Source organism: Mucilaginibacter rivuli, from assembly GCF_019391655.1.
Lineage (GTDB): Bacteria > Bacteroidota > Bacteroidia > Sphingobacteriales > Sphingobacteriaceae > Mucilaginibacter > Mucilaginibacter rivuli.
The window spans coordinates 297,437-310,841 of sequence record NZ_JAHXPQ010000003.1; the positions used below are offsets into that span (position 1 = coordinate 297,437).

5 protein-coding genes and 1 tRNA gene are annotated in these 13,405 nt (G+C 45.3%); 2 read left to right on the forward strand and 4 right to left on the reverse strand.

Features of this window, described 5'->3' with window-relative positions:
* Nucleotides 1-240 precede the first annotated feature (240 nt).
* Nucleotides 241-6,405 (forward strand): glycosyl hydrolase, encoded by a 6,165-nt coding sequence (locus KXQ82_RS08515; protein WP_219487759.1) that lies wholly within the window; start codon nucleotides 241-243, stop codon nucleotides 6,403-6,405.
* A 269-nt stretch (nucleotides 6,406-6,674) separates the two neighbouring features.
* On the opposite strand, the gene KXQ82_RS08520 is transcribed toward KXQ82_RS08515, so the two are convergent.
* The 4 genes from KXQ82_RS08520 to KXQ82_RS08535 form a co-directional block, all read right to left on the reverse strand.
* Complete coding sequence (locus KXQ82_RS08520) at nucleotides 6,675-8,615, reverse strand: OmpA family protein (protein WP_219487760.1); 1,941 nt, start codon at nucleotides 8,613-8,615, stop codon at nucleotides 6,675-6,677.
* Between the two features lie 69 nt (nucleotides 8,616-8,684).
* Entirely contained in the window at nucleotides 8,685-10,820 is a 2,136-nt protein-coding gene (locus tag KXQ82_RS08525) for an InlB B-repeat-containing protein (protein WP_219487761.1), read from the reverse strand.
* Between the two features lie 138 nt (nucleotides 10,821-10,958).
* Nucleotides 10,959-11,426 carry a helix-turn-helix domain-containing protein gene (locus KXQ82_RS08530; RefSeq protein WP_255563539.1) on the reverse strand — a complete coding sequence of 156 codons (468 nt, stop codon included), beginning with the start codon at nucleotides 11,424-11,426 and terminating at the stop codon, nucleotides 10,959-10,961.
* Nucleotides 11,427-11,799: 373 nt separating this feature from the next.
* Nucleotides 11,800-11,881, reverse strand: a tRNA-Leu gene (locus KXQ82_RS08535).
* 132 nt (nucleotides 11,882-12,013) lie between these two features.
* Between KXQ82_RS08535 and KXQ82_RS08540 the strand changes: the two genes are divergently transcribed.
* Nucleotides 12,014-13,399 carry a 3-keto-disaccharide hydrolase gene (locus tag KXQ82_RS08540; protein ID WP_219487762.1) on the forward strand — a complete coding sequence of 462 codons (1,386 nt, stop codon included), beginning with the start codon at nucleotides 12,014-12,016 and terminating at the stop codon, nucleotides 13,397-13,399.
* Nucleotides 13,400-13,405: the final 6 nt, after the last annotated feature.

Sequence of the window (13,405 nt, forward strand, 5' to 3'; positions counted from 1 at the left end):
TAACGCCGGTCATCCAATTATTGCTGATACGCCCCCTATAAATGGAAGATATGCCCCCGCTATGTCGCCTGATTTTTTGTTCACTTAGCCCCGATTATAAACCGATTTTAAACCAAATTCTACCATGTTAACAAAATTTCCTAAATGGGGAATGATCATGCTGTTGATCACCTCCAGGGATGGAACATGATTTTTTTTCTTTATCAGTCATCATTATAACCAACTAACCTATATCAAACCATGAAAAGATTTTTACAATTTATTGCGATAGCGAGCTGCTTTTGCCCGTTAAAAGCTATAGCTCAAGCCCCTAACCTCCCCACAAAAGGCACACTGGGCCAAACCATTGTTTCTTCAAGGGCATTCTCCAATTCCACACAGGTGGATACTGCAGTAAAATACCCGGGCACGCTTAATGCATATACGCTCGAAATTGTGGGTAAGGTTAATTCTGCAACCGGCAGGGGGCTTGATATTGATGCCCGCAACGCCAAAGGGACAGGGTTCCGCTTGTCGCTTGATGCTACCAACCTCAAGCAATCATCATCGTTAAATGCTATAAGCAACCTTACGTCTTCCAAAGCCGGAACGGACCAAATCATACGCATCGCCGTAAGGAATGACTCGGCACATATTTACCAAAATGGCGCTTATATCCAATCGCAGCCACTTGCAGTTATTAACGATATTGTGGGCGGTACTGAAAGCTCCGTGATCCAGGGAACTGCACCGGGCCCTAACCTGGCACCGGGATGGGCAGGTACATCCGCAGCGGGTTTTACCGGCAAACCAAGTGACTATGGATGGGCTTATAACGGAACCGCAGTAAGCACCCTGTTTAATACCGCCAACTCAACCTCTGGGTCGCGCTATATAGATGTAAACGCAACGTCCAATACGCATACTTATAATGGTACTACCTATAATGGCCGCACCCTTTACATCCGGTGGGACGATAATTCGTATTCCAATGCCGTATATACTTACCCGGTAACCCTGGAAGCCAATACAACATATGATTTTTCGATGCTTTATGCTTATGTTTCCAATGCTACCGGATCAAAAAGCTTAACCGTAGGTATCGGAACCAGTACCGATGTATCCGGCCGATATGCATCACACACCTTTACCCCCGCAGGTACCAGAGACCTTAAACGGGAAAGCTTTGTTTTTACATCGCAAGCCGCAGGCACTTATTACCTTACCTTTACCGGTAGCTGGGGTTTATACTCCATTGCCGAATTATCCTGCAACAAATACAGTGCGGGTTCCCTCCTGCCCAATTGGGCGGGTATAGCACCCATCAACTCAGGCTATCCCAGCGATTATAGCTGGGCTTATACCGGCGCAACTACCACAACGCTTTTTAATACTGCTAATGGTGGCTCAGGCGTACGTTATCTTGATGTGAACGCCTCATCAGGTTCAAATGTTCATACCTACAATGGCAGCCCATATGTGGGGCGGCTGCTCTATATTCGTTGGGATGGCAGCCCTGTTCAAAACACTGTTTACAGCTACCCGATGGTACTGGAGGCAAATACAGTGTATACTTTTTCCATGCTCCACGATTACATCTCCAATGCCACCGCAGGGAAAACCATAACAGTTGGTATCGGCACTACAACAGCTATCGCCGGCCGTATCGCCTCGCGTGTATTTTCAAATAGCGGCACAAGAGCACTGGTACAAGAATCATTTACTTTTACCTCGCAGAACGCAGGTTTATATTACCTGACCGTTAATGGCGATTGGGCCCTTTTTGCCATCGGCGATTTATCGTTGACCAAGACCGCCATTAAACCCCGTTTTATTTTTGGTAAAAACTATCCTGCCGGCGCGGTGGATATGAACATTACTTCGGTTACCTATGATAACGGGGCTTACGCCCCCTCGGGCATACAAACTCAAGCCCGGCAGGATGTAACAGTCACCGGGGCTACCGCAAGTTTTTTGCCTACTTTCAATACCAACTTTATTGTACCCGGAAAAACGGATATGCACCTAACCGGCGCACCTTCTCCATTGATCAATTCAACTGTACAGTTGAACGCTAACGACTCCTGGCTGTTCTTTGATAATGTAAAGCCATCGGTAGTGACAGCTAACTGGCTTAGCGCTATTACCATTAATGGCGTACCTGCGGTAAATAACCCCAGCTTACGGGTATCTGTTTATGGAAACGGCACGGTGCTTATCCCTAACGGAAACCTCACATCCGGCCAGGCCTTGCAGGTTTATACCGGCACCAATCTAAGTGGCTCAACTACAAGTTATGCGATCAATACGTATCAGGATAGCCTGGGCTCATTTAACAATGCGATCAGGTCATTTACGTTGAAACGGGGTTACATGGCTACGTTTGCCAACAACCCCGACGGCTCCGGCTATAGCCGGGTATTTATAGCAAATGATGCCGACCTGGTGGTTAACACCATGCCTGCGGGCCTGGACGCTACAGTTTCATTTATCCGCGTATTCAAATGGGATTGGGTAAGCAAAAAAGGGAAAGCCGGGTGGTCGCCTGACCAAGTTGGCGCTACCTGGTATTATGACTGGAACATCGGCGGCGGGCCGGGTACCAACTACAATTACGCGATCATAAGGCAAAACGGCGGATGGCCATCATGGACAGATATCCACAACAAACAAAACGTAAATCATTTACTTGGATTTAATGAGCCAGATCAAACAAATCAATCCAACCTTACGGTAGAGCAGGCTGCACAGCAATGGCCGGAAATGATGAAATCGGGTTTACGCATTGGTTCACCTGCACCGGCAAATCCGGAAAGCAGCTGGATCACCAAATTTTTGGCCAAAACAGATTCGTTAAACCTCCGTGTTGATTTTGTGGCTATACATTGTTATTGGGGCAACACCACACCGCAAAATTGGTACAACAGGTTAAAAGCAATACACGACAGGGTAAAGCGCCCGCTGTGGATAACGGAATGGAACAATGGCGCCAACTGGACGGGTGAATCATGGCCATCAGACACCACCCAGGCGCTGCAGAAACAACTGAACGACCTGAAAGGGATACTTACTGTTTTAGATACAGCCTCGTTTGTTGAACGTTACGCCGAGTATGATTGGGTAGAGTATAAACGTTCGCTTGTTTTGGCAGATACATTAACCCCGGCCGGTAAGTATTATTATGCCAATAAGTCGGCACTTGCCTATAATGCAGCATTGGCTCCGGTGCACAACTGGCAACTGGCCGCCCCGCAAATCTATAGCTCCATCAACACGGATAACTATTTCCGGGCCACACTCAGCTGGCTGGACCTTAACGGAGAGTTAGGCTCCAAATATGTTCTTGAACGAAAAATAAACGGTGTGGATGCTGATTTCACAACGCTTCAGGAGGTTACGGGATATGCCAATGGCAAAACCATGACCTATGTGGACAGCGTTTATACAAAGGCAAGTTACCGCATCAAGGCTTATAACCTTGCCGGGACGCAATTTGTTTACGGGGCCGTACTGGATGTAGGAAAGGATGCAAGCCCTGTAGCGCCAACCACACTAACCGGTACTGTACTGTCATCTACCACTACTACCCTTGCCTGGAATACCAATACTACCGCAAGATCATATAACCTTAAGCGCGCTGCAAATGCGGCCGGGCCATTCACTACCCTTATGGCAAGAACGACCAGCCTGCAATACCGCGACACCACCTTAAACCCGGGTACCGATTATTACTACGTAGTTACTTCACTGAACTCTGCCGGCGAAAGCCCGAACTCGACGGTGTTGCAGTTAAGAACGAAGGATCTGACTACACCTGCCGCTGTGGTTAATCCACATGTTGCTTCCGGCGATCAGAAAATTACGCTAACCTGGGACTTTATTTATGATGCCCGTTACGAAATAAGCCGTTCGGAAACAGCTAATGGCACTTATACCGTGATCGCGACAAATATAAACGACCTCCGTTATGAAGATCTAAATAAAGCTAACGGCACTACTTATTACTATAAAATTGTGGCTTTCAATGCTGCCGGCCGCAGCCCTGCCACAGCGGTGCTACAGGGCACTCCGGTATTGGGCCAATATTTGCACATTGCCTTTAATGAGAATACCGGTACTTTTACCGAAGATACCTGGGGAGGTTATAATGGTACCATTACCAATGCTGCTACCTGGACCGCCGGGAAAGACGGACCGGCAGGTGCCCTTAATTTAGTTAAAGCAAACAGTGCATACGTGCAGTTGCCCAAAGGCGTAGTGAGCAGGCTTAACGACTTTACGGTGGCCGCCTGGGTTAAACTACCTGCAACACTGGCAAACAATACCCGTATTTTTGATTTCGGAACAGGGACAAATAACTTCATGATATTTATTCCGATGTCGGGGGGGACAAATGTCCGCTATAAGATCACAGGGGCTACCGGTACCAATGACAGGATTATACCTTACGTGCTGCCTTTAACGCAGTGGGTGCACATCACCATATCGCAGCAAGGTAAAACCTTCAAATTTTATGTAAACGGGGCAATACAATATTCTGATACAGCTTCTACCGTTAAGCCTTCCGATCTGGGTGTGACCACTAATAATTTTCTCGGAAAATCACAATATGGAACCGACCCGTACAGCGACCATATTTATGATGACTTCAGGATCTATAACTATGCCTTAACAGATCAGGGGGTTGCCGCATTAGCAGGAGGCACGGCCACAGCACAAACTCAAACCATTAACTTTAATACATTGTCAGCAAAAGCAATAGGCAGTGCCGATTTTGATGCCGGAGCTACAACAAATTCGGGCTTGGCGGTAAGTTATAGCAGTAGCGATACTACCGTGGCAACTATTGTTAATGCTAAAATACACCTGGTTGGCTTAGGCACTACAGTGATAATCGCCACCCAGGCAGGCGATAATACCTGGCTGCCTGCACGTGCAAGCCAAACCCTTTCAGTAACCGATCAAACACCGCCCGTGGTAATAACAAGTGATGTTACCCTGTCTTTAGATGCTTCGGGCAATGCTGTTTTAACAGCCGCGCAGGTTAATAACGGATCAAGCGACAACATCGGGATAACCGGCTTATCCATTGATAAAGCCGGCTTTACCTGCGCAAATATTGGACCCAACACCGTAACCTTAACCGCTACAGATGCTAATGGCAATACATCAAGCGCTACCGCTACGGTAACGGTTAAAGATGTAACCGCACCCGTGGCGCCGGTGCTGGCCGATGTTACCGGCCAATGCTCGGCAACGGCAACCGTGCCCACCGCAACAGATAATTGTGCCGGCGTAGTTAGGGGCACAACAGCCGATGCGCTGACTTATACGGCACAGGGCAGTTATGTAATCCACTGGAGCTTTAGCGATGGCAACGGAAACACCTCAACAGCAGAGCAAAATGTGATCATTAAAGACGATGTTGCGCCGACGGTTTTAACTAAAAACATTTCGGTAAGCTTAGTTAACGGAGCTGCATCAATTACTGCCGACCAGGTTAACAATGGCAGCTATGATAATTGCAGCGGGATTAAAACCATGAGTGTTAGCCCGGCCAGCTTTACCTGCGGCCAGTATGGTGCTAACACCGTTACCTTAACAGCAACAGATAATAATGGCAATACAGCAACTCAAACAGCTACAGTAAATGTAGTTGGCCTGGCCCCTGCCCCTTATATTACCATTAGCCGTACAGATAATACTTATACCGGTTTACCGGATAATACCATTGCCCTGGGTTATGGAGCCCAAAGTGTGATTTTAGGGGCCAATAACAGCACATCGGCGCCGGAGGCAAGCAATTATGCATGGAGCCCGGCTACGGGCCTTAGCAACACTACTATTGCAAACCCTGTATTTACACCAACAGCCGCGGGTACCTATACCTTTAATGTAACAGTTACCAACGAGTTTGGCTGCACAACTACAACACCGGTCACTATTATAGTTACCGATGTTCGTTGTGGTAATAAGGTAGTGGTTTGCCATAAAACCGGCAGCAGCTCAAACGAATTGTGCATTAACGCCAACGCAGTTAACGCTCATTTAAAACATGGCGATAAGTTAGGCCCCTGCAACGCCGTGGCCACTTATGCTGCCGGAGCAAGCAGCAATGCTTATGCTGCTTCAATAAATAGCAACGAAGTAGCCGAAATACCTGCGGCTAAACTGTTGGCCTATCCCAACCCGTTTGGCAAAAAAACAACCGTTAGTTTCTCATTACCCAAAACAGAAGATATGGTTTCTGTAGAGGTGTTTAGCCTGTATGGTGCCAGGGTAGCTACTTTATATACCGGTAAAATTGAAGGGGGTAAAACCAATTCATTCCTTTTTGATGGAACGAAACTTGCTGCCGGAACCTATATGGTAAGGCTCACCACATCTGCTGGTGTTCAAAGCTTCAGGATCATCATGGCTGAATAAGGAACAATAGTAATTTTACTGATAAAGGCCGCATCACAAATAAAATGATGCGGCCTTTTTTATACGCTCTATTCTTAATAACTCATAAAAGTTATTCCCCGTCAAGGAGAAGAGCCTGCATTTTAACCACAACTTTTATAACATAAAAAAGCCGTTAACTAAAGAGCTAACGGCTTCAATAGAACACCTTGATGGTATTTTATTGATAATTAATAAAATAACAGGCCATTAATTTTTTAAATACAAATCATATTCAAAACCTTAAAAGATTATTTTATCGGGATGATATCTACGATAACAGTTCTATTGTAAAAACGCTCTTCGGGCAAACTATTATCGAATGGTGCATGGCTTGCATCTTCACCAAAACCTAAAGTCTCAAACTTAACGTGGGTTTTACCCGACGCCACCAAAGCATGTTCAAGTATGGTTTGTACTTCGGCAGCACGCTGTTGCGATAACTTCATGTTATGATCTTCTTCGCCGATAATATCGGTATGCCCATGAATGATCACTGTTGAGCCATCTATGATTGATGCCGCCACTGTGCCTGTTAAAAACTTTTCGTAGGATGCAATCGCATTTGATTTGTCGAAATCGAACAGGATGCTATAACGGTACCCTTTAACTACCACATTATCATTGCGAACTAAGTGTACCGAGCTTTCTTTTTTAACAGACAAGCCACTTTTAGTAATACCAATCATTGTGATTTTATAATCACCTTCGGGACGTGCGCCAACAATGTGAGTACCGGCGATTCCTTGCTGATCGGTAGTATAAGGGCCGTAATGTTGGCTGATACCTTTATCATCGGTAATATCTACCGACCATGATTGTAGCAAGTCTTTAGCTCCGTCAACATTTAAAATAACCTGGCTGTCCATCGGATCAACCTGCGTAGCCACTATTTGTACTGGTTTCATCATGCCGCCGCCCACTTCGAGCAATAATGCAGGCGAAGAGCTTTCAATATCAACCCTACGGTCGCCTGCACGTAATAAAACAAGCTCTTTATTACCACCAGGCTGTTCTGACGCAACCACCGGTTTAATACGACCAACTGTTGTAATTCTATTGCCATCAATTCCAAAATTTACCACCAGGTATCTTTTGATCGATTCGGCCATCGCCTTACCATCAACAATACCTCTGCCCGATGCGCCGGTAAGCGTAATAACTGCATCCGGGTTTGAACGTAAACGGTCGCCCAAAATATTCAATATATTGTGATATACATTTAACTGCCGTGATGAACGGCCAGTCGTGCTTACCGACTGTTCACTTTGTAATTCGTGTTCGCGGAAACTGCTTGCCTGGCTGGTTGATAACATAACATAACGAACAGGAATATCGGATGAACCGTCGTCAAAAAACACAGAGTTACGCAACGGTAAAGTTTCGCTAACCTGGCGTTTAGCCGGTATGCTTATAGGTGCGCGCACAGTAAATACAACCTCGCGTACAGGTAAAGCTACAGATGATGGTGTTTGTTTTGCAACGGCTTTTGAGCCTTTACCAAATTTAAGCGCTATACCTACTCTTACAGTCGTCATCGACCAGCTTTCGATACTGCGAGGATCCTGACCAAAGTACGGTTGATAAGAAACGAATGGTGAAAGATCGATTTTGGTAGCGCTTTTTGGCGAAGATACCAGGAAATCGTATCCCACTCCCGCCTGCCCCGAAAAGATAGTTTTGTTAATGTTGCTTAGATTGGCATTGGTATTAGGTTGTTTAAGCTGCGTATATTCAAAACTATTGTTAATGTTAAATGCTACACGCGGCCCTGCAAAAAAGTAAAGACCTGTTTTTGGTATGCCTAAACGCAGGCTTGGTTCAATAGCAATATAGCTTGCATTTACTTCCAGATCGGCCGGGCAATTACAAGGGGCTACAACTTCTTTAAATTTTCCGCCGCGGCCATCATAAGCTACGTTAAGGCTTACTCCTAAAATACCCAAAGGGCGGTATTCAACCAATACGGAGCCATAAGGACGTATCCCGGTACCTTTGTGAAAAGCCGCCGGAACAATAAGGTTATCGTTTAACCTTTGGGTTGTACCATCATAAAAATTAAAGTTGGCTGCGCCCGATACACCAAACCACCATGTGGGCTGTGTATTTTGAGCCTGCGCTGTAGTATAGGCTATAACCATCAGCAAACAAGCTGCAATGGATTTTTTAATGAGTTTATTTATAGGTAACATAATGAATATCGATTAAATTAAAATTTGGTTTGTTGTAAATCCCCCGCCTTGGGCGGGGGATAAATGGTGCTATTGTACGTTAATTACTGTGTTAACCATTGTAACCGATGAAACCAGGGATATAGCCCGGCCATTAAGTACAGTTTGAACCAGCGCATTGGTGCTGTTAGCCGGGTTAGACAAGGTTACTCCTGAATTGGCAATGATTGTTCCAACCATAACGCCACCACCTGCGTAGTTAATTACGGCAGTGCTGCCTACATACCAGTATACATTTTGTGCTAATGCACCACCTATCAGCTTAACGCTATGGGCACCGGTACCTGTTGAACCTACGGTTAGTGATGCTGCAGTCTGGAATATCCATGTTGCATTCGGATCGCCTTTGGCATCAAGTACCAGATCGAGGTTGGTGATTTTAAATGTACCACCGGCAGCCATATATACGCCAGGGCCTAAGGTTAAACCACCTAATTCGCCGGCGCCTGGGTCAGTACCACCTGGTTTGTTGGCCGGTGATATGCTGTTATAAAAAGCCGTAGCAGCGGTCAGGCCATTATCGGCTATTACCTTAGTGGCAGCATTACCACCAAATGGGCCACCCGGGCCAAATATTGTAGGTGGCGGAGCATAGGTATAGATCCGGCCTGCCGCAACATTACCTACGTTAAGCGGTGTTTCGGTATATTTATCACCTGTGATATCGTGAAAACCGGTTACCAGCGTAGATGCACCGGTTGTACCGATACTGCCATTATTGATCACCGTAAACAATCCCTGGTTGGTTATACCCGCGTTTCCGCCAAAGGCACCAAATATTGAAGTGAACAATGCCGGAGCAACAGGTATAGGTGCAAAATTTGCAACCAATGTTCGGTTACCCGTCATGGTAAACTGGTAGCTCGCGTTCGTCGATACGATATTCCCGGCTTCCGTCCAATTAACAAAAAGGGAACCTGCATTTGGTGTGGCTGTGGCTGTAACGATGCTACCTGCCGTATAAGGGCCCGAACCGTTTGTTGTACCGTTAGCCGCCGGCGTTGCCGATAAAGCCAAATTATAAGTATTGATCAGGAAGTTTGCAACCAATGTTCGGTTGGCATTTAATGCGAATGTATAAACCGGGCTTGTTGAAACAATAGTGCCGTTTTCTGTCCAGCTAACAAATGAGTAGCCTATATTAGGTGTTGCCGTTGCGGTTACAGATGTTCCGGTTGGATAGGAATTTGAACCATTGGTGGTTCCGCCGATAGGTGGGCTTGAAATTAGCAGTAAAGCTACCTGCGATGCCGGTATGATCTTAAAATTTGCAACCAGCGTACGGTTACTCGCCAATACAAACTGATAGCTCGTACTTGTTGAAACTGGTACACCGGCATCTGTCCAGTTAACAAAGGTATAACCGGCGTTTGGTGTTGCCGTTACTGTTATTAACGAGCCCGTTGCAAATGAGCCTGCTCCTGCGGTTGTTCCGCCAGCTGCCGGGCTTGATGATAAGTTTACGGCGAAATTGCCGGCAGGTATGGCAGCAAAGTTTGCAACCAATGCCTTATTACCAGCCATGGTAAACTGGTAACTTGAACTGGTAGAAACTATAACGCCGTTTACCGTCCAGTTGGTAAAGGTAAAACCTGTATTAGGGGTTGCCGTTACTGTGTTTACAGAACCCTGAGCAAATGTACCCGCGCCCGCAGTTGTACCGCCTAATACCGGGTTGGATACTGTTGTTACCTGGGGGATGGTTGTAAATGTCCAAACATAATCGGCCAGAGTTGCCGTATGGAACCTATCAACAGATGACGTTGTAATAGTACCCGTATAGGTAACAAACGGTACTAAGGGTACATCGGGTTTAAAAGTATAAACTTTGGCATCGGCAGTTGTAGCAACCGTGCCTGCTACTGTTGCCCCACTCTGTGAAATGGTAAATGTTGCTTTGGTGATGGATGTCGAATCCATCTCGGTATTAAAAGTTACAGATATAACTTTGGTGAGTGCCACATCGATCGCTTTATCAAGAGGATCGGTTGAAACGATTATCGGACAAAGCCCCACAACCTCGCCAGCATACTTATCCTTTTTACACGCCGGCATAAAAACAATAAGCAGTAATGCAACCGACCAAATGGTATTGAAAATTTTTGTATAGCTCCTGCTTTTCAGTACAGGGGTACTATCCTTGGTTGTAGTAAATTTTTTGAACATGATTCCTTATTTTAAGTGATAGAAATATTTCCCTGAAAGCCCAAAAAAAATTACAAGACTTGAGGAGATACAAACCTAGCCTGATAATGAGGCCCGCATGTTACATAACTATCGTAATAAGTTCTATAATTCACACATTTAGGGACGCAATGGTTTATTGCAATCTATGTGCTTATATTGCGAAGGGGTAATACCGGTTACTTTTTTAAACTGGGTAGATAAGTGCGCGACGCTGCTAAAATGTAGTTGCCAGGATATTTCGGTCAGATTCAGATCATTATGGCAAATTAGTTGTTTTACCTTTTGAATTCTATTTTGAATGATAAACTGTTCTATTGTAATTCCTTGAGTTTCGGAAAACACGTTGGCCATATAAGTGTAGTCGAGATTTAGCTTTTTACTCAGATGGTATGAAAAATTTGTTTTTATCACCACTTCAGAGTGGTTGATCATCTCACAAATAACATTGATGATCTTATCGATCAAAATATTCTTCCTGTTATCAACCAACTCTAAATCTGCCTCCTTCAAAGCAAGTTTAAAAAGCTCCAACTGCTTAACAGACATTTCTTCAAAAATTTCTACTCTACCAGCTTCCACGTTCATTAACTTGATGCCAAGTTTTTCCAACTCGTATCTCACTACCATTTGACAACGGACGCAAATCATATTTTTTATCAGGAGGATCATTATATTAACAAGTACAAAGGCAATGCCGTGTTATCAAATTGCAGGTATTGTTCTTTATTAATCAATGACTTTACATCAGTGCTCAATTTTTAGTTGTAACTGATGATTTGAGGGCGTATTGTACTCACTTATTATATTTAAGAATAATCTCCGCAAGCAACCGCCTGTGTAAAAAAAATCAACAATAACGATCACTATTAGGGAATAAGTGTAGTATATTAACTCAAGGTTAATTTAGGTCTATATAATCAAAAAGCCGCTAACTTATTCAGTTAACGGCTTTAAGCAGTGCGGAAGAAGGGACTCGAACCCCCACGCCTCGCGGCGCCAGATCCTAAGTCTGGTGCGGCTACCAATTACGCCACTTCCGCGTTTTATTGGACCGCAAAGGTAACCGAAAATCCGGAAAACAAAAATCCAATTTCAAAAAAATTATTTTACCGCTAATTTTCTTTGATTATTCTGCTACCTTTAAAACATAAACCTCTTGTAAATCTGCTTTCATGAAAAACCCCTTGCTCACGGCTTGCTGTGCTGTTTTTGTTGTCGCGATATTAGGTACAACCGAAAACGTTGCGGCCCAATCGCGAATAAAAACCATCAACCTGTTTGATGGTAAGACACTTAAGGGCTGGCACCAGGTTACCGGCAACGCCACTTATAAGGTTGAGCATGGCGCCATAGTAGGCACTACCGTGGCGGGCAACGGTGGCAACAGCTTTTTGGTAACCGAAAAAGAGTACGGCGATTTTGTGTTGGATGCCGATGTAATGATAGAAAGCACATTAAGCAACTCCGGCATACAAACCCGCAGCCATTTTAATACACCGGGCCATGCCAACAGGGTTTACGGCAGGCAGGTGGAGATCGACCCATCCGACCGTGCATGGAGCGGCGGGATATACGATGAAGGCCGCCGCGAATGGCTCTACACCGGCGACCTACACCCCGAAACCAAAAACGCGTTTAAGGTTGGCGTTTACAACCATATCAAAGTAGCTTGCAAAGGCGATGAGATGAAAACCTGGGTAAACGGCATCCCCGTAGCTTATGTGGTAGATACGGTTGACCGCAGCGGCTTCATTGGTCTGCAGGTACATGCCGTGAGCAAACCGGAGCAGGAAGGCAAAAAAGTATATTTTAAGAATATTAAACTAAGCACAGGCGCCATCAGCGCTCCCCCCTTCCCTGCCGATATTTATGTGGTGAATAACCGGCCCAACTTTTTAACTCCTTACGAAAAATTGCACGGCTGGAAACTGCTGTTCGATGGTAAAACAAATACAGGCTGGCGTAGCGCGGCGGCAAACCATTTCCCTGCCAAAGGATGGGAAGTAACCAAAGGCACCATGACCGTCGAATCATCCGAAGGAAAAGAAGCGCAAAACGGCGGCGACATTATAACTTACAAAGAGTATGGCGCGTTCGACCTGTCATTCGAATTTAAACTGACACCCGGCGCCAACAGCGGGGTAAAATACTTTGTAACCCTTAACGAAAAAACGCAAGGTTCGGCCATTGGCTTAGAGTACCAGGTATTGGATGATGAACTGCACCCCGATGCCAAACTGGGCCGCTTTGGCAACCGTAAGCTGGCTTCGCTGTACGATCTTATACCCGCGCAAAAACAAAAACGCTTTATCCGCCCTGTAGGTGCCTGGAACCAGGGGCGTGTGGTGGTAACAAAAGACAACCATGTTACGCACTACCTAAATGGGATAAAAGTTTTGGAATATGTACGCAAATCATCTGCTTTCCGCGATTCTGTCGCGATAAGCAAATTTAAGGTATGGCCAAACTTTGGCGAAGCCAATCAGGGCCACATTCTTTTACAAGACCATGGCAACGCGGTATCATATCGCAGCATAAAAATTAAAGAACTTAACTAATCATCA